Below are 23,395 nucleotides of genomic sequence, written 5' to 3' on the forward strand. Positions count from 1 at the left end.
CGGGCCCCGCGACCTGAGAGAATCGGTCCCCATGAGCACGTCACGCCGCGGCGGGAGCCGCCGCCCCGACCGTCCCGCCCGCCCCCGACCCGCCCAGCAGCCCGCGCAGGACCGCGACGTCCACGTGGCCGACGGGGTGCGGCTGCAGAAGGTCCTCGCCCAGGCGGGCCTGGGCTCGCGCCGCAAGTGCGAGGAGCTCATCGCGAAGGGCCACGTCGAGGTCGACGGCGTGCTCGTGACCGAGCTGGGCGTGCGGATCGACCCCGCAACCGCCGTCGTGCACGTCGACGGCATGCGCGTGCAGCTCGACGCGTCGAAGCTCACGCTCGCGGTCAACAAGCCGTACGGCGTCGTGTCGACCATGAGCGACCCCGAGGGGCGCCCCACGCTCGCCGACCTCGTCAAGGACCGCCCGGAGCGGCTGTTCCACGTCGGGCGCCTCGACGCCGACAGCGAGGGCCTGCTGCTGCTCACCAACGACGGCGAGCTCGCCAACCGGCTCTCGCACCCGAGCTACGAGGTCCCCAAGACCTACCTCGTGACCGTCACCGGTGGCGAGGTGTACCCGCGCATCGGCAAGCAGCTGCTCGACGGCGTCGAGCTCGAGGACGGCCCGGCGCGCCTGGACGCCTTCAAGGTCGTGCAGGCGATCGAGGGGCAGACCATGGTCGAGGTCGTGCTGCACGAGGGCCGCAACCGGATCGTGCGCCGCATGTTCGACGCCGTCGGGCGGCCCGTGACGCGCCTCGTGCGCACCCGGATCGGCCCGATCGCGCTCGGCGACCTGCGCCCCGGACGCAGCCGCGTGCTCGGGCGCACCGAGCTCGGCTCCCTCATGGGCGCCGTCGACCTGTGACCCCGGGCCCCGCCCACCCACCATCAGCACCGAGGAGAGACCACGTGGTCGTCATCGCCGTCGACGGGCCGTCCGGCTCGGGCAAGTCGAGCGTCTCGAGGCAGGTCGCGCGGCGGCTGCGCCTGGCGTACCTGGACACCGGCGCCATGTACCGGGCCGCGACGCTGTGGTGCGTCGAGCGCGGCGAGGACCTGGCGGACGCCCGCGCGGTCGCGCACGCCGTGCGCGTCATGCCGCTCGAGATGGGCCTCGACCCCGCGGCGCCGATCGTCGTGCTCGAGGGGCGGGACGTGAGCGCGGCGATCCGCAGCACCGAGATCTCGACGGCGGTGTCCGCCGTCGCGACCAACCTCGAGGTGCGCGCCGAGCTGCGCCGCCGGCAGCGGCAGATCATCGAGGCCGAGACCCGTCCCGGCGGGTTCTCGGACGGCGCCGGCATCGTGGCCGAGGGCCGCGACATCACCACCGTCGTCGCGCCCGACGCCGACGCGCGGGTCCTGCTCACCGCGAGCGAGGAGGCCCGCCTGCGCCGCCGCTCGCTCGAGGTGCACGGCGCGGACGACGCGGCCGCGGTCGAGGCCACGAAGGACCAGGTGCTGCGCCGCGACCGCGACGACGCGACCGTGAGCCAGTTCCACGTAGCCGCCGACGGCGTCGTGACGGTCGACTCCTCGGAGCTCGACCTCGACCAGACGGTCGAGGCGGTGCTCGCCGTGGTCGCGCAGGTCACCGCGTCCTAGGCGGCTTCTGGTCGGCGCCACGGCGCGGGCCTGGGAGAATGGTCGCCATGACCTCACCCGCCGACGACGCCTCGACGCCTGCCGAGAACTCCGCCGAGCCGATCGACGACCTCCAGCCCGACCTCCTCGAGGACGCCCCGCAGGGCGGCCCCGAGGCCGACGAGCCCGAGGTCGTCACCTTCGCCGACGAGGAGGCGCGCGAGCGCGCGCTGCGTGCCGGGCTCGAGGAGTTCGAGCTCGACGAGGACGACCGCGCGCTGCTCGAGGGCGGCTTCGGCGACGTCGAGGCCGCCCCGGGCGAGTCGCCGCTGCCGGTGCTGGCCGTCGTCGGGCGCCCGAACGTGGGCAAGTCGACGCTCGTCAACCGCATCCTGGGCCGCCGCGAGGCGGTCGTCGAGGACACGCCCGGCGTGACCCGTGACCGCGTGAGCTACCCGGCCGAGTGGGCCGGGCGCCGGTTCACGCTCGTCGACACCGGCGGCTGGGAGGTCGACGTCGCGGGCATCGAGTCGAAGGTCGCCGAGCAGGCCGAGGTCGCGATCGAGCTGGCCGACGCCGTCGTGTTCGTCGTGGACGCGACCGTGGGCGCCACGTCGACCGACGAGCGCGTCGTCGAGCTGCTGCGCCGCTCGGGCAAGCCCGTGGTGCTGTGCGCCAACAAGGTCGACGGCCCCTCGGGCGAGGCCGACGCCGCGTACCTGTGGGCGCTCGGTCTCGGCGAGCCGCACCCCGTCTCGGCGCTGCACGGGCGCGGCACGGGCGACCTGCTCGACGCGGCGATGGCCGTGCTGCCGTCCGAGTCGCAGCACGGCGAGCTGCGGCCCGAGGGCCCGCGCCGCGTCGCGCTCGTCGGGCGGCCCAACGTGGGCAAGTCGTCGCTGCTCAACAAGATCGCCGGCGCGGAGCGCGTCGTCGTCGACGAGCTCGCGGGCACCACCCGCGACCCGGTCGACGAGCTCGTCGAGATCAAGGGCGTGCCGTACTGGTTCGTCGACACCGCGGGCATCCGCCGGCGCGTGCACCAGACGCGCGGCGCCGACTTCTACGCCTCGCTGCGCACGCAGGCCGCGATCGAGAAGGCCGAGGTCGCGGTCGTGCTCGTCGACGCGTCGCAACCGCTCACCGAGCAGGACACGCGCGTCATCTCGCAGGTCGTCGACGCCGGGCGCGCGCTCGTCATCGCCTACAACAAGTGGGACCTCATGGACGAGGACCGCCGGCCGTACCTCGAGCGCGAGATCGAGAAGGACCTCGTGCAGGTCCAGTGGGCGCCGCGCGTCAACGTCTCCGCGCGCACCGGCTGGCACACCGAGCGGCTCGTGCCGGCGCTCGAGCGGTCGCTCGCGTCCTGGGACACCCGCATCCCGACGGGCCGCCTCAACGCGTTCCTGGGCGAGCTCGTCGCCGCCCACCCGCACCCGCTGCGGGGCGGCAAGCAGCCGCGCATCCTGTTCGCGACCCAGGCCTCGACGCGCCCGCCGCGCTTCGTGATCTTCGCCACGGGCTTCCTCGAGGCCGGCTACCGCCGCTTCATCGAGCGACGGCTGCGCGAGACGTTCGGGTTCGAGGGCTCGCCGATCGAGATCAGCGTCCGGGTGCGCGAGAAGCGCCGCCGGTAGTCGGCGCACGCCGAGGGGAGGACCGTGGGCACGGGCAGGGTGGACGACCGGGCGCTCGCCGGGCGCGGGCGCGTGCTGCGCCTGGGCGTCGCCCGCGACACCGCGGCGGTACGGCACATCACGACGTTCCTCGTGGTCACGGTCGCGACCGTCCTGGTGACCCGCGCCTACCTCGCCGCGACGGGGTACCCGCAGATCGGCGGCGGCGACCTGCACGTCGCCCACGTCCTGTGGGGCGGGCTGCTCATGGCAGTGGCGTTCGTGCTGCTGCTGTCCTACGTCGGCCCGCCGGTCCGCTGGGTCGGCGCGGTCCTGGGCGGCGTCGGGTTCGGGCTCTTCGTCGACGAGGTCGGCAAGTTCGTCACCGCCGACAACGACTACTTCTACGCCCCGACGGCGGCCCTCATCTACGCGACGATCGTCGCGCTCGTGCTGCTCGTCGAGGCGATGCACGGCCGCCGTGCGCACCACCCGTCCGAGTACCTCGCCGTCGCGGCCGACCGGGCCGCGGCCGGGCTCGCCGGCGGGTTCACCGAGGCCGCCCGGGCGGAGGCGCGGGCGCTCGTCGAGCGCGGCCGCGGCGAGCCGGGCGCGGCGGAGCTCGCCGCCCTCGTCGAGGCCGTCCCGCACGACGAGGTCGCGGTGCCCGACCCGGTGCACCGGCTGGTGGCGCGGGCGGACCGCTGGATGCGGCGCGCCGTCGGGCTGCGCTGGACGGGCTGGCTCGTCGGGCTGGCGGTGCTCGCGGTCGCGGCGTCGTCGGCGCTCACCGGCCTGCGCGTGCTGTCCGGCGACGCGCCGTCGCCGTCCTGGGTCGGCGTCGGCATCCTCGCCGGGGCCGGCGCCACGGCCGCCTGCCTCGCCGTCGCCGCGGTGCTCCGGCGGGGCGACCCGCACCGCGCCGCCGCGTGGGTCCGCCGGGGCGTGATCGTGAGCCTGCTCATCACGCAGGTGCTCGTGTTCCGGGCCGTGCAGTGGGTCGGGGTGCTCGGGCTGGTCGTCGACCTCGTGGTGTTCGCGCTGCTCGAGGTCGCCGCGCGCGAGGCCGCCGCCGAGGAGGTCACCGAGCAGCGCTGAGCCCCGCCGGAACGCGGGCCGGTTTGCCATCGGGGCCTCGCGCGTGGCACCGTCGTGGTTCGACGAGCGAGAAGCTCGCGTGCTCTGGGGTCGGTGAAACTCCGAACCGGCGGTGAAAGTCCGCGACCCGGTCACATCCAGTGCCCGGTTGACCAGGTGGAACTCCTGGACCGACGGTCAAAGTCCGGATGGGAAGCGCACGCGACGGCTCTGCTCCCGTCCGCGCCCGGCGTCGCCGCGCGCGCACCCGGGCGCACGAGCACGTCCACGTCCCTCCCCGGGGTCCGCGACCGGACGACAGGGGCGAGGGATGACGGCGGCCACCACGACGGGGCCCACCACGAGCGAGGCCGAACGGGCCGCGATGCGGCGCGCCCTGGCCCTCGCCGCGACCCCGGGACGGCTGCCCGGTCCCAACCCGCGCGTCGGCTGCGTCCTGCTCGCGCCCGACGGCGGCGTCGTCGCCGAGGGGTTCCACCGCGGTGCCGGCACCCCGCACGCCGAGGCGGACGCCCTCCTGCGGGCCCGCGCGGCCGCCGGGCCCGACGCCGCGCGCGGCGCGACCGCCGTCGTCACGCTCGAGCCGTGCGCGCACCGCGGCCGCACCGGCCCGTGCGCCGAGGCGCTCGTCGAGGCCGGCGTGGCGCGCGTCGTCTTCGCCCAGCCCGACCCCAACCCCGTGGCCGCCGGCGGCGCCGCGGTCCTGCGCGACGCCGGGATCGACGTCGTCGGTGGCCTCCTCGCCGACGAGGCGCGCGCCCTCAACGCGACGTGGACCCGCGCGATGGAGCTCGGCCGGCCCGTCGTCACGTGGAAGGTCGCCGCGAGCCTCGACGGCCGCACCGCCGCCGCGGACGGCTCGTCCCGGTGGATCTCGAGCGCCGCCGCGCGCCGGGACGCGCACGCGCTGCGCTCCGCCGTGGACACCGTGCTCGTCGGCACGGGCACGCTGCTCGCCGACGACCCGGCGCTGACCGTGCGCGACGCCGCGACGGCGGGCGCCGCCGTGTCGCAGCCGCTGCGTGCGGTCATGGGGCGCACCGACGTGCCGGCGTCGGCCCGGGTGCGCGGCGACGGTGCGCCCGCGGGCGACCCGGGATGGGTGCACCTGCGCACGCGCGACCCGCGGGTCGCGCTGGCCGAGCTGTGGGCGCTCGAGCGCCGGCACGTGCTGCTCGAGGGCGGGCCGCGGCTCGCCGCCGCGTTCTGGCGCGCCGGGCTCGTCGACGAGCTCGTCGTCTACGTCGCACCGGTGCTGCTCGGCGCCGGCCCCGCCGCCGTCGCGGACCTCGGCATCACCACCATCTCCGACGCTGCGCGCCTCGAGGTCACGGACGTCACCGTGCTCGAGGCCCCGGGCGAGGACACGAACGTGCGGCTGACCCTGCGGCCGCGGAAGGAGGGCTGAGCCATGTTCACCGGGATCGTCGAGGAGCTGGGCACGGTCGTCGCGCTCACCGAGAGCGCGGACGCCGCGCGGCTCGAGGTCGGGGCCGACGAGGTGCTCACCGACGCCCGTCACGGCGACTCGATCGCCGTGAACGGGTGCTGCCTCACCGTCGCCGCGCTCGGCACGACCGCGGGCGGGCGCCGCACCTGGACCGCCGACCTCATGGCCGAGACCCTCGAGCGCACGACGCTCGGCGGCCTCGTCCCGGGCGCGCCCGTCAACCTCGAGCGGGCGCTCGCGGCCGGCGGCCGGCTCGGCGGCCACGTCGTGCAGGGCCACGTCGACGGCGTCGGCACCGTCCTGCGGCGCGAGCCGGGGGAGCGGTGGGACGTCGTCGAGATCTCCCTGCCCGCCGACCTCGCCCGGTACGTCGTGGCCAAGGGCTCGATCGCGGTCGACGGCGTGAGCCTCACCGTGGTCGACGCGGGCGACGACCGGTTCACCGTGAGCCTCATCCCCGAGACGCTGGCCCGCACCACGCTCGGCACCCGGGCGGTCGGCGAGCAGGTCAACCTCGAGACCGACGTGCTCGCGCGGCACGTCGAGCGCCTGCTCGCGGCGGGGGTGGCCCGGTGAGCCCGCACGGCCCCGACGCGCAGGCGCGCGTCGAGCGCGCGATCGCCGACGTCGCGGCCGGACGCCCCGTCGTCGTGGTCGACGACCACGACCGCGAGAACGAGGGCGACCTCATCCTCGCGGCGGCGACCGTCACGCCCGAGACCATGGCGTTCACCATCCGGTACACGAGCGGCCTGATCTGCGTGCCGGCGTCGGGCGAGATCCTCGACCGGCTGCAGCTGCCCCTCATGGTCACGGAGAACCGCGACCAGTACCGCACCGCGTACACGATCACGGTCGACGCCGCGACGGGCGTGGGCACGGGCATCTCCGCGGCCGACCGCACCCGCACCGCGCACGTGCTCGCCGACCCGGCGGCCCGCGCGTCGGACCTCACGCGCCCCGGCCACGTGCTGCCGCTGCGCGCCCGCCCCGGCGGCGTGCTCGAACGGCGCGGCCACACCGAGGCCGCCGTCGACCTCGCCCGGCTCGCCGGCCTGCCCGAGGCGGGCGTGCTCGCCGAGCTCACGCACGACGACGGCACGCTCATGCGCCTGCCCGCGCTCGTCGAGTTCGCCGCCGAGCACGACCTCGTGCTGATCTCGGTCGAAGAGCTCGCCGCGTACCGGCGCCGCACCGAGACGCTCGTCGAGCGGGTCGCCGCCACGCGGCTGCCCACCCGGCACGGCGACCTCACCGCCGTCGCGTACCGCGACGTGACCGACGGCGTCGAGCACGTCGCGCTCGTCGCGGGGCCGCTGCCCGCGCCGGGCGAGGCGGTCGGCGAGCCCGTCCTCGCCCGGGTGCACTCCGAGTGCCTCACGGGCGACGCGTTCGGCAGCGTCCGCTGCGACTGCGGGCCGCAGCTCGACGCCGCCCTCGACCGCATCGTCGCCGAGGGCCGCGGCGTCGTCGTCTACGTGCGGGGGCACGAGGGCCGCGGCATCGGCCTGGCCGCCAAGCTCGTCGCGTACGCGCTGCAGGACGCCGGGCGCGACACCGTCGACGCCAACCTCGAGCAGGGCCTGCCCGCCGACGCCCGCGAGTACACCGTCGCCGCGCAGATCCTGCGCGACCTCGGCATGCCGACCGTGCGCCTGCTGACCAACAACCCCGCCAAGGTCACCGGGCTCGAGGCCGGGGGAGCGACCGTCGTCGAGCGCCTGCCCCTCGCGCTACCGCCCGACCCGCGGCACCTGGCCTACCTGCGCACCAAGCGCGACCGCATGGGCCACGACCTGCCTCACCTCGAGGCACCCGTACCCGCTGCCGAACCCACTCAGGGAGAGACCATGGACGCACGCCTGGCCGCCGTCGCGACGCTCGAGGCGACCCGATGAGCGGCGCCGGCGCCCCGCAGTCGGAGCCGGTCGACTGCTCCGACCTGCGCGTCGCGATCGTCGCCGCGAGCTGGCACCAGAGGGTCATGGACGGCCTGCTCGACGGCGCGCTGCGCGCGTGCGCCGAGCACCGCGTCGTCGAGCCGCGCGTCGTACGCGTGCCCGGCTCGTTCGAGCTGCCCGTCGCCGCGCAGGCGCTCGCGGCCGCCGGGTACGACGCGGTCGTGGCGCTCGGTGTCGTCATCCGCGGCGGCACGCCGCACTTCGACTACGTGTGCGCCGCCGCGACCGATGGCCTGACGCGCGTCGCACTCGACCACACGGTGCCCGTGGGCTTCGGTCTGCTGACGTGCGACGACGAGGCGCAGGCCCTTGACCGCGCGGGCCTCGAGGGCTCCCGCGAGGACAAGGGGCACGAGGCCGCGTCCGCCGCGCTGGCCACCGCGCGCGTGCTGCGCGACGTCCGCGCGGCGTGACCTCGCCGGGCGGCCCTGCGTTCGGAGCAGCGCCTGACCTGGGGTAGTATTTCGGTCGGCCCTGCGGGGCTGGACGGCTTCGTCGGTGTGCCCGACGAGCCGCTCGGGCTGTGGCGCAGCTTGGTAGCGCACTTGACTGGGGGTCAAGGGGTCGCAGGTTCAAATCCTGTCAGCCCGACCATGTGATGTCTCAGGACATCGGAATGGCCGGACCTACGAAGTCGTAGGTCTGGCCGTTCGTCGTTTCGGGGCCCTGCGTCTGAGTCGTGATGGTGGCGCGGGTGACCGCGGCGTCGTACGGTCGGCGTGCCCCGACCCCTGCGCAGCGAGGAAGAGCCGAGACCCATGGAAGCCGTACCGTCCGAGGGGCTGGCCCCGCTGCTGGAGGGCCGTGAGCCGGCGCAGGTGCGCGAGCTCGTCTCGCAGGTGCGGCGCCTCGTGCTGACGTACAAGTTCGGCATCGACGAGATCATGACCAAGGTCTCGATCCTGCGCGACCGTGCAGCTTCGCCTCAAACATCTACACGGTGCGCGACATGCTGGCCCGCCAGACGGACCTGACGATCCTGGAGGAGAAGGACTACATCGCCTCTCCGAAGCCCAACGGGTACAAGTCGTTGCACCTCATCGTGCAGGTGCCCGTGTTCCTGTCCGACCGGGTCGAGCACGTTGTCGTGGAGGTCCAGCTCCGGACGATCGCGATGGACTTCTGGGCCAGCCTGGAGCACAAGATCTACTACAAGTACGACCGCGAGGTCCCCCGGCACCTGACGGACGCGCTCAAGCTCGCCGCCGACGTGGCCGCTGCGCTGGACTCGTCGATGGAGCGCATCCACGACGAGGTCAAGGAGGAGTCGGGAGGATGACCGCGGCCGGGTGAAGGCCGCCCCGCACCGTATCCAGACGGCGCGCCCGCGTCTCCCTCCTGGTGACGACCCACGACGACGCGGACCCGGGAGGTCATCATGGATCACGACCACGCAGGCACCGAGACGCTCGAGGACGCCTCGCCGGACACGCGGGCGCTCGACGGCCTCGTCGACGTGGACCTCGTCCGTCGTCTCGGCCTTGACCAGATCCTGCTGCCGCGTCGGGCCGTGAGCGGCACCTACCGCAGCGCCACGCCGCGCGGGTCGGGGAAGATCCTCGAGGTGCGGGTCGACGTCGACGGCTCCCGCCCGCAGCAGCGCGTCAGCGGCGACGTGTGGTCCCACGTGCGCTTCCTCTGGTTCGACTTCACGTACTACGTCGAGTCGTTCGTCGTCGAGAACCCGGTCGTCACCACGACGACCGCGGACGTCGTCGTCCGCGGGACGATCGCCGTCTACGGCAAGCCGGGGCGCACCGGTGAGACGCTCCACGTGCACGTCCCGCGCGTGCGGATCTTCAGCCCGGCGCCCCCGGCGTGCGTGCGCTGGACGGTGCGGGGCGTCACCGACGTCTACGCCTGCCCCAAGATCTCCGACTACTTCCGCACCGCGACGCTCGAGGTCGACCGGCTCCAGGGCACCACGTTCCCGCCGCAGATCAACCCCACGATCGCGCCGTCTCCGACCGGCCTGCCCGCGACCGTGAGCGTGCGCGAGGTGTTCCAGCGCTCCGGCATCGACCTGACCGTGACGCACGACGACGTGCTCACCGACACGGACAGCGACGACGCCGGCACCAACTGGAGCGAGGTCGAGCTGCACGACCTCATGGAGACCCGGTTCGACAGCTTCGCGAACACGCTGCAGTGGCGCATGTACGGCGTCGTCGTGCCGCGCTTCGGCAACCCCGGGTACAGCTCGGGGTACTACGGCGTGATGTTCGACTGGGGTGGGTACCAGTCGGGCGACACCTTCCTGCGGCAGGGCTGCGCGATAGCCGAGGACGCGATCCGCGGTCGCGCCGGCACGCTGTACGACACCGCGGCCGAGGAGGACCGGCTCCTGCTGCAGACGTTCGTCCACGAGGTCGGGCACACGTGGAACCTGCCCCACTCCTGGCAGCGCACCGACGCGCCGAGCAGCGCGTCGACGTCGTTCATGAACTACCCGTGGGGCTACACGGGCGGCACCGGCGGCGAGACGGCGTTCTGGACCGACTTCGCCTGGCGCTTCGACGACGTCGAGCTGGTCTGGATGCGCCACGCCGACCGCAACGACGTCATCTTCGGCGGGCGGGACTGGATCGGGAGCAACCTCAGCCACCTGCTGGACCCCGCCATGGAGGTGCCCGACGGCGGTGCCCCGGTGCGGGTCGAGCTCAACGGGCCGGCGCTCGTCGACATGGCGCAGCCCGTGCACGTCACCGTGTCCGTGGTCAACGACGGACCCGAGCCGATCGAGGTGCCCCGCGACCTGTCGCCCGAGGCGGGCACGCTGCTGGTGCTCGTCGAGCGTCCCGACGGGGAGGTCGTCGAGCACCGGGCCCCGGTGCACCGGACGGTCGCGCCCGAGGACACGGTCACGGTCGAGCCCGGCACGCGCCACGAGGCGTCCGTGCTGCTGTCGTTCGCGGCGACCGGCCCGCAGCTCGTCGAGCCCGGGCAGTACCGCGTGCGCGCGCTGCTCACGCTCGGCCCGGACGTCGCGCTGCCGTCGAACCCGCTGCGCATCCGGGTCGCGCACCCCACCGAGCGGGCCGAGGAGGAGCTGACCGAGCTCGTCACCCGCCGCGACGTCGCCCAGTTCCTCTACTTCGGCGGGTCGGTCCGCCGTCCGGACCTCGCCGACGTGCTCCTCGAGGCGGCCGACCGCTTCGAGAAGGCCAGCCCCGCCACCGCCGTCGAGCTGCGTGCCGCCGTCGGCCTGCACGCGGCCCGCGCCGCCAAGACCGTGGACGTGGTCCGCGGAGAGCGCCGCGTCGTCACGCGCGCGGCCGACCTCGACACGGCGAGCGCCCAGCTCCGAGCCGTCGAGGACGGTCTGCGGCGCAAGGCCGTGGGCCCGGCGGCCGCCGACGCGCTGCGGGAGCGCATCGCCACGGCCCGAGCCGTCGCGGGCGCGGAGTCGCTCGGCCGCCCGCAGGCAGCGAAGCGCGGGGAGGGCCGCGGGACGCGGTGAGGGGCCATGGACGTCGAGACCGCCCGGAGCCAGCCGATCCTCGAGCTGCGCGTCCACGGGGTGTCGAACACCCCGCCCGAGGGCATGCTCGACCTCGACCCGGACGAGGTCGAGCGCGCTGACGGCGACGGGCTCGGCTCCTTCTGGGCGCCCACGGCGGAGGCCGAGGCGCGCGGGCGTGCCGCCGCTCCGGGCACCTTGCGGCACATCCCGCCGGGGGTGCGCCGGGAGGCGTACTCGTGGGGTGCGATGGCCCGCATCGGCGGCGTCCCGGGCGGACGGGTCCTCGGCGCCGTGGCGCGCGTGGCCGTGCGGGCCGCGTGGGCGCTGCTCACACCGCTCGGCCTGGCCAACGTGGCGTACTGGGCCCGGCCCGTCCACGACCCGCGTCGGCCGGGAGCGGCAGGACCCGAGCCGACGGCCGCGGCGACCCGGGTGTTCGCGCTCCTGCTCACGCTGCTGCTCACGGCCGCGGTCACGACCGCCGCGATCGACACGCTCGGGACGCAGTGCATGCGGCAGGCGCGCCGGCTCGCGGGCGCCGTCGTCGTCGACGTGTGCGCCCGCGTGCCGGAACAGCTGTACTGGCTCGCCCGGTGGGACCACGGCCCGCGCACCGGTCTGCTGTCGGCCGTGCCGGTGGTGGTGATCGTCGCGCTCGTCCTCGTGGCGCAGAGCGCACGCGTGCGGTTCGACGGACGCGTCTCGACCGTCCGGGGCGGCGCCGTGCCCGGGGCGCGCCCAGGCCAGAGCGGCCTGCTGCTCCACCGGCCCGGCTTCTGGGTGCGCAAGGACGCCGGCGCCGACCTCCTGCTCGTCCACCTCGGTGCGGCCGTCGCGCTGGTGGCCCTCCTCGTGTCCTGGACGGCCCGCCCCGGCGCGACGCAACGCGTCGTCGCGGCGTGCGCGGCGGTCGTCCTCGGGGTCGCCGTCGTGCTCGTCGCGCTGCGCACGGACGACAACGGCGTCGAGGTCGGCCACCCCGTCCCGGCCGGCGGCCACCCCGAGGACCCGCCCACCGGCCCTCCGACCCGGCACGGCGGGGTCCGCAGCGTCCTCGCCGCCGGCGTGGCAGGGCTCGGCGTCGCCGCCTGGGTCGCCGCGTGGGTCGCGGCGGCCGACCGGGCCGGCGTCGTCCCCGACCACGTCGGCGTCGACGCCGCACCGTCCGTCCTCGGGACCGCGCTGGCCGCGATCGCGACCTCCGGGCTCGTCTGGCGCTACGGTGCCTGGGCCCGCGTGTGGTGGGCGGTCCCGGTGGTCGCGACGGCGGCGGTGGGCGCCGTCGTCCTCGGCGCCCCGGACGCCTGGACCACCCCGCTGGTCGTCACCGCGATCGTGGCGCTGGCCGTGCCCGCCGCGGCGGCCCTCGTCGCCTGGGTCCAGAACCTGCGCCCTCACGAAGGCTGGGACGGCGCCGGCCCCGGGGTGTTCCTGCTCCTGTCGGCGGCGGGCGCGGCCGTCCTCTCCGCGCTCGTGGTCCTCGGCGTGCAGTGGTGGCTGCGCGGGAGCAGCGCGCGCCAGCTCGCGCTCGACCCCGTCGAGCCCGGGCTCACCGTGCCCGTCCTGCGCCGCATCGACGCACCGGTCACCGTCGACGTGCCCCCGGCCTACACGGAGTTCGGCGCGTGGTCGGTCGTGATCCTGCTCGTCTTCGTCGTCATGGGGGTCATGGTCCTGGGCCCCGCCCTGTACGAGTGGGCGCGGCGGGCGTGCCGCTGGGTCCCCGTCGCACCACGCACCTGCGGCGACCTCGACGGGCCCTCCGGCTGGGCGTTCCGCGAGATCCGCGACGGCGAGTTCGAGGAGACCGACGGCCGGCGCCACCACCGCGACGGGCACCAGCCGGTCGACAGCGACATGTCCGTCGTCGTGCGGCGCGTGCAGCGGGCGCGACGCCTGGCCGCGCTGCTGCACCGGGCCGAGGCGGCGGTCGGCGGGCTCGCCGTCGCGTCGTGGGTGGCGCTCGCGGCCGCCATCGCGTGGCGGGTGCCGGGCGAGCCCGACGCCGCAGGCTTCTTCGTGCTCCCGCAGTGGTCGCTCGGCATCACGGTCCCCGTGCTCGGCGCGGTCGCCGCGGGCATCGTCGGCGGTGCCGTCGCCGGAGGGGCCGGGAACCTGGCGCGCCCGTTCGGCATCCTGTGGGACCTCATGGGGTTCCTTCCGCGCAGCGCGCACCCGTTCGGGCCGCCGAGCTACGCCGAGCGCGCCGTCCCCGAGCTGCGCGCGCGGGTCGACGGGTGGCTGAGCGGAGCGGACCTCCCCGCGTACGACGACGCCACGCGCGCACGCCGCAGGACGGTGGCCCGCGATCGCCGGGTGGTGCTCTCGGCGCACTCGCTCGGTGCCGTGATCGCCGCGGCGGTCCTGCTGATCCGGCACGGCAACCCCGTCGACGACCGGGACGCGCGGCTGCCCGGGCGCGTCGGGCTGCTCACCTACGGCGTGCAGCTGCGCCCGTACTTCTCCCGGTTCTTCCCCGAGCTGCTCGGACCCCGGGTGCTCGGCGTGCCCTGGTGCGGGCGGCCGGCATGGAGGGGCGACCCCTGGCGCTGGGAGCAGCCGCCCGCGAGGGCGGCGCTCGCGAACCCCGCGGGGACGTCCCCGGAGCCGACGTCGCTCCACGAGATCCTGCGCGAGGGCAGCGACGGCCGCCGCAAGGTTCCCGCGTGGGTCAACCTCTGGCGTCGTACGGACTTCCTCGGCTTCCCGGCGGTCGGCTACGGCTGGAACCCCGTGGACCGCGGGGCCGAGGAGGTCGACCGCGGGTCCTACCTCTTCGCCGTGGCCAGCCACAGCGCCTACCCGCGCACGCTCGCGTACCAGCGGGCGCTGCAGGAGGTGGTCGACCGGCTCGACGACCGCGAGTGGCTCGACTCGTACCCCACCCTGTGCGAGACGGCGGCCTGGTGGCGTCCCGCACCGGCGGCCGACGCCGGCACGCCGCTCGCCGAGGCGCAGCCGTGGCGGCCGGTCGTCGCCGGGTCCCCGGGGGGATACTGAGCCATGGCGGTGGCGTCGGGCGAGGTCGTGGCCGTGGTCGGCGCCACGGGCCGGCAGGGCTCGGCCGTCGTGCGTCACCTGCTGCGGGACGGCTGGCGCGTGCGGGCGCTGACGCGCGACCCGTCCGGCACGGCCGCCCGAACCCTCCACGACCTCGGGGCCGAGGTCGTGCGCGCCGACACCGAGGCCGAGGTCCGCCAGGGACGCAACGTCGCGGGCGGTGGCGCGAGCCGGGGTGCGGCACGTCGCGCACGTCGCGGCCGGCGTCCTTGAGCTTGTCGCCGGACTGCTTGAGCTCGGCCTGCGACTCCTCGCGGCGGCCCTCGGCCTCGGTGCTCTCGTCGTCCGTGGCCTCGCCCCAGGCCTTCTTCGCCTTGCCCTTGGCCTCCTCGGCCTGGTGCTTCATCTTGTCGCCGAAGCTCATGGCGCATCCCCTTCCCAGTCGGTACGTCCACGCTACGGACGGCCCCGGCCGCTCGCAGGGCGGGTCAGGCGATCGCGGCGAGCAGCTCCGCGCACGCGGCCCCGCACCGGCGGCAGCACTCGGCGCACACCCGGCAGTGCTCGTGCATGCCGGCGTGCGCCTCGCACTCGTCGGCGCACGCACGGCACGCCGCGACGCAGGCCTCGAGCTGGGCGCGGGCGACGGTGGCGTCGTAGGCCGTGCGCCTCGACAGGACGCGTGCCGTCGTCGCGCACACGTCGGCGCAGTCGAGGTCCGTGCGGATGCACGTGCGCAGGTCCGCTACCATCTCCTCGCCCAGGCAGGCGTCGGCGCACGCCGTGCACGCCTGGGAGCACTCGACGAGCGTGTCGACGACGCGGGCCAGCAGCTCGCGGTCGACGTCCGTCGGCGCCGGGTGGGCGTCGAGCATCGCGGCGGTCTTCATGGGCGTCCTCCGATCGACGTGGTGTCGCCTCGACGGTAGGCACGCCCCGGTCGCGCTCGCAGGGCCTCAGAGCACCCCGAACCCGCTCTCGCCGGCCGGCGGCACGTCGGTCACCTCGACGTCGGTCACCTGCGCGGCGGCCGGGCCGGTGCGCAGGACGTCGAGCACGGCGGCGACCGCCGCGTCGTCGCCCTCGACCTCGGCCTCGACGGTCCCGTCGGAGCGGTTGCGGACCCAGCCGGCGGCGCCGGCGCGGCGGGCGGCCTCGAGCACGGACCAGCGGAAGCCGACGCCCTGGACCCGGCCGTGCACGACGGCGCGGACGCGTCTGGTCATGCGTTTCTCCTATGTCAAGCCGCTGTCGCGTACTGTGCTGCGGCGGCAGCTTGCTGGGCGTTCTTGAGGGTGTTGAACACGACTCGGGCGAGTCGGCGTTTGAGGCAGCGCAGGGCTTCGGTCTTCGAGTCGCCGGCCGCGAGCCGCTTGTCGTAGTAGGCCTTGCCGAGCCCCCCGAGGCGGATCTGGGTGACGGCGATGCGGTGCAGGGCCGCATTGAGCTGCCGGTTGCCCGACTTGTTGAGGCGGACCTTGCCGGCGGTGCGTCCGGACCAGACCGGGATCGGCGCGACGCCGGCGTGCATGGCGTACTTGGCCTCGTGGGCGAACCGGCCGATCCCGGCGGTCTCGCCGAGGATCTTGGCCGCAGTCAGCGGCCCGCAGCCGGGCAGCTCGAGCAGCTCGGGCGCGAGCTGGTCAGCCAGCTGGGCAATCTCCTTGGCCAGCGCGTCCGCCCGCGCCGTGAGCGCGGCGACGTCGTCGAGCAGCTCGCGGGCCAGGCGGGCATCGATGCCTTCGATGCCGGTGAGGAACTCCGCCAGCCGGGCCCGTGTGGACGCCCGGTCCAACGACTGGGGCGCCGGGTCCAGGGCCGGGTCGATCCGGTGCAGGTGCCAGCGCAGCCGGTTGATGATCGCGGTGCGCTGCCGCACCAGGTCCTCGCGGTGGTCGACCAGCAGCTTGACCTCCCGCGACGCCTCGTCATGGGACGCGGCGGGCAGGTCGGGCTCGCGCAGCACCGCACGGGCCACGGCCAGGGCGTCGATCGGGTCCGACTTGCCCCGGGTGCGGGCGACCCGGCGCCTGCTCGGCCATCATCTTCGGCGGCACCCGCACCACCTGCTGCCCGGCGTCCAGCAGGTCCAGCTCCAGGCGGGCCGACAGGTGCCGGCAGTCCTCGACGCCCCACCGCAGGTCAGTCCCGAACGTCGACTCGGCCCAGCGCGCCGCCTTGTCATGACCCTGGGCATCGGCCTTCACCGTCATCTGGCCGAGCCGGCGGCCGGCCGGGTCGACCGCGACGAACGTGTGTGAACGCTTGTGGACATCGGCACCGACAACGACAACCATGGTGGTTGCCTCCTCTCTCACCTGATCAGTGACGGGGACGGTCGGACCGGCCGGCGGACACATCTCAGTGGGGGCGACGCCACGCTCCTATCAAGTCACGCCGGCCGGTCCCTTCACACCCGGCGCCGGCAAAACGCATGCAGGTCAGGCCACAGGCCGACACCGAGGCTATGAGCCAGGCACCATGCGTGAAGGGATCCAACCACCGCAACCGCGGCACATCCACCCTCACACTGACGCGAGGCTACAGCGCGCGGCCGGTTCGTCAGCCGAACATGTCGCCGATGTCGCCCAGGTCCTCGAGGATGCCGCCGAGCACCATCCCGCCCAGCACCGCGCCGAGCGCGCCCGAGCCTCCGCCGCGCGGCCCGCGGGGGTCGCCCCACGTGCCGCCCGGGTAGCGCTGGCCCGCGCGGGCGATGTCGCGGCGCGCGGTCGTGGCGGCCTCCGCGGCGAGCGTCGCGGCGCGCCGGGCGGTGGCCAGGGCGCGCTCCGGGTCCTGCTCGCCGCGCGCCCGGGCGAGCTCGCCCTCCGCCTCAGCGAGACGCGTGCGGGCGTCGGGCCCGACCGGCGCCCGGTAGTCGTCGACGACGCTGCGCGCCGTGGCGATCTGCCGCTCGGCGTCGTCGAGCGCGGGGCCGAGCTGGGCGCGGGCGTGCCGCTCGCGCTGGACGCGCTCGAGCTGGTCGGCGACCGCGTCGTCGAGGGCCGTGTTCGCCCGGCGCACGCGCGTCAGCGAAGCCACGGGGTCGGCCCGCTCGCCCGGCCGGGGCAGGTCGGCCAGCGCCTCCTCGAGCGCGGCGACGGCCGCGTCGACGGCGCCTGCCCGCTGGTGCGCGGGCAGCGCCCGCGCGGTCGCGAGCTCGGCGCGCGACTCGGCGATCATCGCCCCGAGCGCCGACTCGGCCCGCAGCGCCTCGACCTCGAACTCCTCGACCGCGCGCAGCAGCCCGTCAGCGCGGCGCACCGTGTCGGCCGCGGCGCGTGCGGCGCCGTCGGCCTCCGCGACCCGCTGCTCGCCCAGCCGGGCGGTCGCCAGGTCGGCGCTGCGGCCCGCGAACTCGAGCAGCCGCTCGGCCTGGGTCGGGTTGTCGGCGACGGGCAGCAGGGCCTCGTCGGTGTAGCGCTCGGCGAGCCGCCCGAGGGTCGCGCGCGCCTTGGCGACGTCGCCGCGCACCCGCTCGAGCTCGCGGCGCACGTGCTCGACGGCCGACGGCGCGCGCCGCACGTCCGCGCGGCGGGCGGCCACGGCCCGCACCTGCTCGGCGACCGCCTCGTCGGCGGCGCGGCACAGCGCGACGATCCGCGCGAACCAGTCGCGGCGCTGCTCGTCGGTGTCGGGCACGTGGTCGTGCAGCAGCTGGTGCAGGTGGAACGCCTCGCGCAGGCGCTCGCGCGCCTCGCGCACGGCGGCCGACAGGCCGGCGGCCTCGGCCTCGCCGAGCTCGGCCACCGCGAAGTCGAGCTCGTCGCCCGCGAGGCGCACGCGCTCGTCGGTGCGCACGAGCGCGGTGCCGGCCTCCTGCTCGAGGCGTTCGAGCGCGGCGGCGGCCTCGCGGTCGCGGGTGCGCCGCCGCGACCGCCCCCATCCGAACGCGCCCGCGGTGCCTCCGGCGACGACGAGGGCGGCGACGACGCCGCCGAGGAGTGCAGGGTCCATGCTGCGATCGTAGGGCTAGCGGGCGAGGCGTTCGACGACCGCCCCGTACAGGCCCGGCCAGGCGCGCGCGACCGGGACGACGGCGCCGCGCGCGGGGCTGCGCGCCCACGCGAGCAGCCCGGCGGTCAGGAGCCGGTAGTCGCGCGTGACCCGCCACCACGCGCGCTCGTACGCCGCGGCGTCGTCGAGGTGGCGCACGACGGCCGCCGCCTGCGCGAGGCCGACCCGCACGCCCTCGCCCGTGAGCGCGTCGACGTACCCCGACGCGTCGCCCACGAGCCGCACCCGGCCCGCCGTGCGGCGTCGCGACCGCCGCCGCAGCGGCCCGGCGCCGTGCACGGGCCCGGCGGGCGGCGCGCCGGCGAGGCGCTCGCCGAGCTCGGGGAACGTCGCGGCGAGCGCGGCGTCGAAGTACGAATACAAGCTGATACTTCCGCACCCAAAACCCCCCCCCGACGACGTCGTCCGCCACGGGCGTCACGTACGCCTCGGCGTGCGCCGCCCAGTGCACCTCGACGAGGTCGGTCCACGGCGCGACGCGGTAGTGGCGGCGCAGCCCGTACCGCGCCGCGTCGCGCGCGACGGTCCGGCCGCGGGGCGCGGGGGCCTCGAGCCCGGCGAGCCGGCGCACCCCCGAGCCGAGGCCGTCGCAGCCGAGCAGCCAGCGGGCGCGGACGCGCTCGGCCGCGCCGTCGTGCGGGTCCAGCCACGCCTCGACGCCCGCGGCGTCCTGCCGCAGGGCACGCAGGCCCGCGTGCACCAGGTGCGCCCCGGCGTCGAGCGCCACCGCGCGCAGGTCGGCGTGCAGCACCGTGCGGCGCACGCCGCGGCCCGGCCCGCGGGCGAACAGGTGGTCGGCGCCGGCGCCGCCCGCGCGGTAGGAGATGCCCGCCAGCGGGTGCCCGGCCGGGTCGGCGCCGAGCGCGCGCACCGCGCGCAGGGCGCCGGGCAGCAGGCCCTCGCCGCACGCCTTGTCCAGCACGCCCGCGCGGCGGTCGGCCACGACGACGTCGAGCCCGGCGCGGCGCGCGTGCACCGCCGCGGCGAGGCCCACGGGCCCGCCGCCGACGACGAGGACGTCGGTGTCGGCCGCGCCGCTCATGCGCGGACGCGGGCCGCGGCCAGCGCCCGCTCCTCGACCGGCACCCGGAAGCCGAGCAGCAGGATCGCGTTGAGCACCGTGAACGCCGTCGCGGTGATCCAGCACGTGTGCACGAGCGGCAGCGCGACCCCCTCGAGCACGACGGCGACGTAGTTCGGGTGGCGCCAGCGCGCGTACGGGCCGCGCACCACGAGCGGCAGCCCCGGCACGACGACGACGCGCGTGTTCCACCGGGGCCCGAGCGAGCGCACGCACCACCAGCGCAGCGCCTGCGACGCGAGCACGACGACGAGCATGGGCCAGCCGAGCCACGGCAGGAACGGGCGGTCCGCCAGCCACGCCTCGGCGACGCACGCCACGAGCAGCCCCGTGTGCAGCGCGACCATCGCCGGGTAGTGGCCGCGGCCGTGCTCGACGCCGCCGCGCGCGAACGCCCACCGCGCGTTGCGCGTCGAGACCACGAGCTCGGCCAGGCGCTCGAGCGCCGTCGCGGCGACGAGCGCGACGTACCAGACCATCTCGACCTCCTCGTCCCCGGCTCAGCAGCGGCCCTCGAGCCGCAGCAGCACGAGCTCGGTCGACACCCCCGGCCCGAACGCCATGAGCACCGCGGGGGAGCCGGGCGGGGCGTCGGTCGCCTCGAGCGTGCGCGCGAGCACGTGCAGCACCGACGCCGACGACAGGTTGCCGGCGTCGGCGAGGTGCTCGCGGCTGTGCCGCAGGTCCTCCTCGGCCAGGCCGAGCGCGTCGCGCACCGCGTCCAGGACGCGCGGCCCGCCCGCGTGCACCACCCACGTCGGCACGTCGGCCGGCGCCAGGCCGTGCTCGGCGAGCAGCCCCTTGACGTCGGCGAGCAGGTGGGAGCGCACGAGGTCCGGCAGCCGCGCCGACAGCACGATCGAGAACCCCGTGTCCCGCACGCGCCAGCCCAGGTCGTCCGCCGTGCCCGGGTACAGCTGCGAGCGCGTGTCCACCACCGACGCCGTCCGCCGCGGGGGAGCGACCGGCGGCCGCGCCAGCCGGTGCTCGTCCCCGACGAGCACCGCCGCGGCCCCGCCGTCGCCGAACAGGCCCGTGGCCACGAGGTTCGCCGTCGAGTCGTCCCGGTGCTGCAGCGTCAGCGAGCACAGCTCGACCGACAGCAGCAGCGCCACGTCGCGCGGCCGCCCCGCGAGCTGCTCGTGCACGCGCGCGAGACCCCCCGCCCCGCCCGCGCACCCCAGGCCGAACGACGGCGTGCGCCGCACGTCCGAGCGCAGCGGGAGCCGCCCGGCCACGAGCACGTCGAGCGACGGCGCCGCGACGCCGGTCACCGACGTCGTGAAGACCTGGTCGACGTCCGACGGCGCCAGCCCGGCCGCGTCGAGCGCCTCGCGCGCCGCACGCTCGGCCAGCCGGCTGCCGTGCTCGACGAACGCCGCGTTCGACGCCTCGAGCGAGCCCATCGACCCGTACTCCTCGAGCGGCAGCGCCAGGTGCCGCCGCCGCACGCCCGCGTTGCGGTGCAGCCGGTGCAGCAGCGCCGCCCGTCCCGGGTCGTCGGTCACGAGCGGCGCGAGGGTCCGCGCGATCGTCTCCTGCGGCTGCGCGATCGTCTCCTGCGGCTGCGGGTGCGCGCCCAGCACGGGGGCGACGGCGACGATCCGGGACACCCTGGCATCCTCACACCGACTCCCCGGACTTGCGCGCGCAGCGCCGCCGGCGCCGGGCTAGCGTCGGTCCATGGCCGGCCGCGACGCGCCTCCCCGCAGCCCCGGTGCCGGCGCGCGCCCCGTGGGCACGCTGCGCACCGTGCGCGGGCTCGTGCTCGCCAGCCACCCCGCACCCGCGGCCGTCGTCACCGCGCTGGCCGCCGCCATGGCCGCCGCGCTCGGGTCCGGCCCCGGGCGCACCGCGCTCGTGGCGCTCGCGGTCGGCACCGGGCAGCTGTCGGTCGGGTGGTCCAACGACTGGATCGACGCCGCCCGCGACCGCGCCGTCGGCCGCGCCGACAAGCCCGTCGTCGCCGGCCTGCTCACCGCCGCCACGCTGCGCCGCGGGGCGCTCGCGGCCCTCGTGGTGTGCGCCGCCGCGTCGCTCGCGACGGGACTGCTCCCCGGGCCCGTGCACCTGGCCGCCGTGGCCGGCGCGTGGGCGTACAACGCGCGGCTCAAGTCCACCGCGTGGTCGTGGGCGCCGTACGCCGTGTCGTTCGCGCTGCTGCTCGTCTTCGTCGTGCTCGCCGCCCCCGGCGGGCGCGCGCCCGCGCCCTGGGCGGCGGCCGCCGCGGCGCTGCTCGGCGTCGGCGCGCACGTCGCCAACACGCTGCCCGACCTCGACGACGACGCCGCGACCTGCGTGCGGGGCCTGCCGCACCGGCTCGGGCGCCGCACAGCGGGCGTGCTCGCGCCCGCGGTGCTGCTCGCCGCCGTGGCGGTCGTCGTCGCCGGGCCCGCGGGCCCTCCCGGCCCCCTGGCGCTCGGCTGCGGGGCGCTCGCGGCAGGTCTCGCGGTCGCCGCCGGGGCGGTCGCCGCCGCCCGGCCGCGCAGCCGGGCACCGTTCGCGCTCGGTCTCGCCGTCGCCGTGGTGTGCGTGGTCGCGCTGGCGCTCGCGGTGCCCGACGTCGCGGTGTGACGCCGGCGGCGTCGCGCGCGGCCGTCGTCAGCGCACGAGCCGCACCTCGACGAGCCCGTGCAGGGCGGGGTCGACGTGGGTCGCCCCGTCGGGCTCGAAGCCGTTGCGCCCGTAGAACGCGCGGGCCTTCGGGTTGTCGCGCGCGACCCACAGCTGCGCGGGCGTGCCGGGCGCCACGACGGCGTCGAGCAGCACCTGCCCGGTGCCGGTGCCGTGGTGCGCCGCCAGCACGTAGAGGGCGTAGAGCTGGTGGTCGCGCACCGGCGGGTGCTCGCCCACGGTGGTGCTCGCGCCCGCGATCGCGAACCCGACGATCTCGCCGTCGCGCTCGGCGACGGTCACGGGCACGCCGCCGTCGAGCCACCGTGCCCAGGTGGCGGCGCGGCGCTCGAGCGTGTCGGTGCGCCAGTGCTCGGCGGGCAGCAGGCCCGCGTACGTCTCGACCCACGCGGTGCGGTGCACCCACGCCAGGCGTGCGGCGTCGGCGGGCCGTGCGGGCCGCAGGGCCGGCGGGACAGCGGCGGTCATGGCCGGAGGGTACCCGGCGCGCTACCGTGTGCCCCACGACACGGGGTGCGCCCGCCGGGCGCTGAGATCACACCCGTCGAACCTGACTCAGCTCGTACTGACGGAGGGAATGTCGACCATGACGCTGCCCGCACCCGTACCGGTGTCCGTCCCGCTCCGGGCCCCGCGCGCCGTCCCGCGCGTCCTCGCGGTGGCCGGCTCCGACCCCAGCGGCGGGGCGGGGATCCAGGCCGACCTCAAGTCGATCGCCGCGCACGGCGGCTACGGCATGGCCGTGCTCACCGCGCTCACGGCGCAGAACACCCGCGGGGTGCGGGACGTGCACGTGCCGCCGCCGGGCTTCCTGCGCGCCCAGCTCGACGCGGTGAGCGACGACGTCGTGGTCGACGCCGTCAAGATCGGGATGCTCGGCGACGCGTGCGCGATCGCGGTGGTCGCCGACTGGCTCGCCGCCGCGCGGCGCGGCGACGCGCGGCCCGCGGTCGTGCTCGACCCGGTCATGGTCGCCACCAGCGGCGACCGCCTGCTCGACCCCGACGACGAGCAGGCGGTCCGCGCCATGCTGCCCCTGGCCGACGTCGTCACCCCGAACCTGCCCGAGCTCGCCGTGCTCGCGGGCGCCGAGCCGGCGCCGACGTGGGCCGCGGCGCTCGAGCAGGCGCGCGCCCTCGCGGCCGAGCACGGGGTGCTCGTGGTGGTCAAGGGCGGGCACCTGGCGGCCCTCGACGCCCCCGCCGCCCGCGTGCCCGACGCGCTCGTCGGCCCGCGCGGCGTCCTGGTCGAGCTCGACGGCGAGCGGGTGGCCACGACCACCACGCACGGCACCGGGTGCTCGCTGTCGAGCGCGCTGGCCACGTGCTTCGCCCGGCACCACGACTGGGAGCGTGCGCTGCGGGAGTCCAAGGAGTGGCTCACCGCCGCGATCCGCGCGGGCGCCGCGCTGGAGGTCGGGCAGGGCCACGGGCCCGTCGACCACCTCGTCGCGCTGCGCGGCACGGCGGCGACCGCGACCTGAACCGGTGCACATGG

General features: G+C 76.3%; 20 protein-coding genes, 1 tRNA gene, 4 pseudogenes and 2 riboswitches. Of the genes and pseudogenes, 15 read left to right on the forward strand and 10 right to left on the reverse strand.

Translation table 11 applies throughout. The features are described 5' to 3' along the window. The first annotated feature begins 31 nt into the window (after positions 1 to 31). The 13 genes and pseudogenes from ISOVA_RS07570 to ISOVA_RS07630 all read left to right on the forward strand — a co-directional run bounded on the left by ISOVA_RS07570 (position 32) and on the right by ISOVA_RS07630 (position 14,439). A complete protein-coding gene (locus ISOVA_RS07570) occupies positions 32 to 856 on the forward strand; it encodes a pseudouridine synthase (RefSeq protein WP_013838655.1) in 825 nt (274 codons plus the stop codon). A gap of 44 nt (positions 857 to 900) precedes the next feature. Then, positions 901 to 1,596, forward strand: coding sequence for a (d)CMP kinase (cmk, locus tag ISOVA_RS07575; protein ID WP_013838656.1), 696 nt, complete (start codon positions 901 to 903; stop codon positions 1,594 to 1,596). A gap of 47 nt (positions 1,597 to 1,643) precedes the next feature. Next, positions 1,644 to 3,215 carry a ribosome biogenesis GTPase Der gene (gene der, locus ISOVA_RS07580; protein ID WP_013838657.1) on the forward strand — a complete coding sequence of 524 codons (1,572 nt, stop codon included), beginning with the start codon at positions 1,644 to 1,646 and terminating at the stop codon, positions 3,213 to 3,215. A 24-nt stretch (positions 3,216 to 3,239) separates the two neighbouring features. Beyond that, positions 3,240 to 4,292 carry a hypothetical protein gene (locus ISOVA_RS07585; RefSeq protein ID WP_013838658.1) on the forward strand — a complete coding sequence of 351 codons (1,053 nt, stop codon included), beginning with the start codon at positions 3,240 to 3,242 and terminating at the stop codon, positions 4,290 to 4,292. 75 nt (positions 4,293 to 4,367) lie between these two features. Next, positions 4,368 to 4,497, forward strand: a riboswitch (FMN riboswitch). Positions 4,498 to 4,602: 105 nt separating this feature from the next. After that, positions 4,603 to 5,700: a bifunctional diaminohydroxyphosphoribosylaminopyrimidine deaminase/5-amino-6-(5-phosphoribosylamino)uracil reductase RibD gene (gene ribD, locus ISOVA_RS07590; protein ID WP_013838659.1), complete on the forward strand. Its 1,098-nt coding sequence runs from the start codon at positions 4,603 to 4,605 to the stop codon at positions 5,698 to 5,700. A 3-nt stretch (positions 5,701 to 5,703) separates the two neighbouring features. After that, positions 5,704 to 6,318: a riboflavin synthase gene (locus tag ISOVA_RS07595; protein WP_013838660.1), complete on the forward strand. Its 615-nt coding sequence runs from the start codon at positions 5,704 to 5,706 to the stop codon at positions 6,316 to 6,318. Next, positions 6,315 to 7,640 carry a bifunctional 3,4-dihydroxy-2-butanone-4-phosphate synthase/GTP cyclohydrolase II gene (locus tag ISOVA_RS07600; protein ID WP_013838661.1) on the forward strand — a complete coding sequence of 442 codons (1,326 nt, stop codon included), beginning with the start codon at positions 6,315 to 6,317 and terminating at the stop codon, positions 7,638 to 7,640. The genes ISOVA_RS07595 and ISOVA_RS07600 overlap by 4 nt, the downstream gene beginning before the upstream one ends. Beyond that, a complete protein-coding gene (gene ribH, locus ISOVA_RS07605; RefSeq protein ID WP_013838662.1) occupies positions 7,637 to 8,116 on the forward strand; it encodes a 6,7-dimethyl-8-ribityllumazine synthase in 480 nt (159 codons plus the stop codon). Before ISOVA_RS07600 ends, ribH begins: the two co-directional genes overlap by 4 nt. A 104-nt stretch (positions 8,117 to 8,220) precedes the next feature. Continuing rightward, positions 8,221 to 8,297: transfer RNA gene (locus ISOVA_RS07610), tRNA-Pro, on the forward strand. 164 nt (positions 8,298 to 8,461) lie between these two features. Next, a pseudogene (locus tag ISOVA_RS17730) lies at positions 8,462 to 8,982 on the forward strand (GTP pyrophosphokinase). A gap of 99 nt (positions 8,983 to 9,081) precedes the next feature. Further along, on the forward strand, positions 9,082 to 11,163 hold the full coding sequence (locus tag ISOVA_RS07620; RefSeq protein ID WP_013838663.1) for a zinc metalloprotease: 2,082 nt from the start codon (positions 9,082 to 9,084) through the stop codon (positions 11,161 to 11,163). 6 nt (positions 11,164 to 11,169) lie between these two features. Then, positions 11,170 to 14,166, forward strand: coding sequence for a hypothetical protein (locus ISOVA_RS07625; protein WP_013838664.1), 2,997 nt, complete (start codon positions 11,170 to 11,172; stop codon positions 14,164 to 14,166). A gap of 3 nt (positions 14,167 to 14,169) precedes the next feature. Beyond that, positions 14,170 to 14,439 carry an NmrA family NAD(P)-binding protein gene (locus tag ISOVA_RS07630; RefSeq protein WP_041294813.1) on the forward strand — a complete coding sequence of 90 codons (270 nt, stop codon included), beginning with the start codon at positions 14,170 to 14,172 and terminating at the stop codon, positions 14,437 to 14,439. 43 nt (positions 14,440 to 14,482) lie between these two features. Here ISOVA_RS07630 and ISOVA_RS17220 read toward each other — a convergent pair. From ISOVA_RS17220 to ISOVA_RS07665, 9 genes and pseudogenes are all read right to left on the reverse strand, one after another. After that, positions 14,483 to 14,590, reverse strand: a pseudogene (locus ISOVA_RS17220) (CsbD family protein); the annotation flags it as partial. A 64-nt stretch (positions 14,591 to 14,654) separates the two neighbouring features. Continuing rightward, on the reverse strand, positions 14,655 to 15,056 hold the full coding sequence (locus ISOVA_RS07635) for a four-helix bundle copper-binding protein (protein WP_013838665.1): 402 nt from the start codon (positions 15,054 to 15,056) through the stop codon (positions 14,655 to 14,657). A 66-nt stretch (positions 15,057 to 15,122) separates the two neighbouring features. Beyond that, entirely contained in the window at positions 15,123 to 15,392 is a 270-nt protein-coding gene (locus ISOVA_RS07640) for an acylphosphatase (RefSeq protein ID WP_013838666.1), read from the reverse strand. Positions 15,393 to 15,406: 14 nt separating this feature from the next. Further along, positions 15,407 to 16,463, reverse strand: a pseudogene (locus ISOVA_RS07645) (IS110 family RNA-guided transposase). Between the two features lie 265 nt (positions 16,464 to 16,728). Further along, on the reverse strand, positions 16,729 to 18,123 hold the full coding sequence (locus tag ISOVA_RS07650; protein WP_013838667.1) for a hypothetical protein: 1,395 nt from the start codon (positions 18,121 to 18,123) through the stop codon (positions 16,729 to 16,731). Positions 18,124 to 18,138: 15 nt separating this feature from the next. Then, complete coding sequence (locus ISOVA_RS17225) at positions 18,139 to 18,546, reverse strand: NAD(P)/FAD-dependent oxidoreductase (protein ID WP_233275854.1); 408 nt, start codon at positions 18,544 to 18,546, stop codon at positions 18,139 to 18,141. A gap of 229 nt (positions 18,547 to 18,775) precedes the next feature. After that, positions 18,776 to 19,225, reverse strand: a pseudogene (locus ISOVA_RS17230) (NAD(P)/FAD-dependent oxidoreductase); the annotation flags it as partial. After that, positions 19,222 to 19,743 (reverse strand): isoprenylcysteine carboxyl methyltransferase family protein, encoded by a 522-nt coding sequence (locus tag ISOVA_RS07660; protein WP_013838668.1) that lies wholly within the window; start codon positions 19,741 to 19,743, stop codon positions 19,222 to 19,224. The pseudogene ISOVA_RS17230 and the gene ISOVA_RS07660, both read right to left, overlap by 4 nt. 21 nt (positions 19,744 to 19,764) lie before the next feature. Next, on the reverse strand, positions 19,765 to 20,877 hold the full coding sequence (locus ISOVA_RS07665) for a type III polyketide synthase (RefSeq protein ID WP_013838669.1): 1,113 nt from the start codon (positions 20,875 to 20,877) through the stop codon (positions 19,765 to 19,767). A 70-nt stretch (positions 20,878 to 20,947) separates the two neighbouring features. On the opposite strand from ISOVA_RS07665, the gene ISOVA_RS07670 reads away from it, so the two are divergent. After that, a complete protein-coding gene (locus ISOVA_RS07670; RefSeq protein WP_013838670.1) occupies positions 20,948 to 21,838 on the forward strand; it encodes a UbiA family prenyltransferase in 891 nt (296 codons plus the stop codon). Between the two features lie 27 nt (positions 21,839 to 21,865). Here ISOVA_RS07670 and ISOVA_RS07675 read toward each other — a convergent pair whose 3' ends face one another. Continuing rightward, entirely contained in the window at positions 21,866 to 22,366 is a 501-nt protein-coding gene (locus ISOVA_RS07675; RefSeq protein ID WP_013838671.1) for a GNAT family N-acetyltransferase, read from the reverse strand. Between the two features lie 31 nt (positions 22,367 to 22,397). Further along, positions 22,398 to 22,493: riboswitch (TPP riboswitch) on the forward strand. Between ISOVA_RS07675 and thiD the strand changes: the two genes are divergently transcribed. Further along, positions 22,485 to 23,381 carry a bifunctional hydroxymethylpyrimidine kinase/phosphomethylpyrimidine kinase gene (gene thiD / locus ISOVA_RS07680; RefSeq protein WP_013838672.1) on the forward strand — a complete coding sequence of 299 codons (897 nt, stop codon included), beginning with the start codon at positions 22,485 to 22,487 and terminating at the stop codon, positions 23,379 to 23,381. It overlaps the preceding riboswitch by 9 nt. Positions 23,382 to 23,395: the final 14 nt, after the last annotated feature.

This window comes from Isoptericola variabilis 225, assembly GCF_000215105.1.
Taxonomy (GTDB): domain Bacteria; phylum Actinomycetota; class Actinomycetes; order Actinomycetales; family Cellulomonadaceae; genus Isoptericola; species Isoptericola variabilis_A.

Excerpts from the sequence above, each read along its gene's own strand:
- ISOVA_RS07570 (WP_013838655.1), top strand. The coding sequence starts at position 32 with ATGAGCACGTCACGCCGCGGCGGGAGCCGCCGCCCCGACCGTCCCGCC.
- der (WP_013838657.1), top strand. The coding sequence starts at position 1,644 with ATGACCTCACCCGCCGACGACGCCTCGACGCCTGCCGAGAACTCCGCC.
- ribD (WP_013838659.1), top strand. The coding sequence starts at position 4,603 with ATGACGGCGGCCACCACGACGGGGCCCACCACGAGCGAGGCCGAACGG.
- ISOVA_RS07595 (WP_013838660.1), top strand. The coding sequence starts at position 5,704 with ATGTTCACCGGGATCGTCGAGGAGCTGGGCACGGTCGTCGCGCTCACC.
- ribH (WP_013838662.1), top strand. The coding sequence starts at position 7,637 with ATGAGCGGCGCCGGCGCCCCGCAGTCGGAGCCGGTCGACTGCTCCGAC.
- ISOVA_RS07620 (WP_013838663.1), top strand. The coding sequence starts at position 9,082 with ATGGATCACGACCACGCAGGCACCGAGACGCTCGAGGACGCCTCGCCG.
- ISOVA_RS07625 (WP_013838664.1), top strand. The coding sequence starts at position 11,170 with ATGGACGTCGAGACCGCCCGGAGCCAGCCGATCCTCGAGCTGCGCGTC.
- ISOVA_RS07630 (WP_041294813.1), top strand. The coding sequence starts at position 14,170 with ATGGCGGTGGCGTCGGGCGAGGTCGTGGCCGTGGTCGGCGCCACGGGC.
- ISOVA_RS07635 (WP_013838665.1), bottom strand. The coding sequence starts at position 15,056 with ATGAAGACCGCCGCGATGCTCGACGCCCACCCGGCGCCGACGGACGTC.
- ISOVA_RS07640 (WP_013838666.1), bottom strand. The coding sequence starts at position 15,392 with ATGACCAGACGCGTCCGCGCCGTCGTGCACGGCCGGGTCCAGGGCGTC.
- ISOVA_RS07650 (WP_013838667.1), bottom strand. The coding sequence starts at position 18,123 with ATGGACCCTGCACTCCTCGGCGGCGTCGTCGCCGCCCTCGTCGTCGCC.
- ISOVA_RS07660 (WP_013838668.1), bottom strand. The coding sequence starts at position 19,743 with ATGGTCTGGTACGTCGCGCTCGTCGCCGCGACGGCGCTCGAGCGCCTG.
- ISOVA_RS07670 (WP_013838670.1), top strand. The coding sequence starts at position 20,948 with ATGGCCGGCCGCGACGCGCCTCCCCGCAGCCCCGGTGCCGGCGCGCGC.
- ISOVA_RS07675 (WP_013838671.1), bottom strand. The coding sequence starts at position 22,366 with ATGACCGCCGCTGTCCCGCCGGCCCTGCGGCCCGCACGGCCCGCCGAC.
- thiD (WP_013838672.1), top strand. The coding sequence starts at position 22,485 with ATGACGCTGCCCGCACCCGTACCGGTGTCCGTCCCGCTCCGGGCCCCG.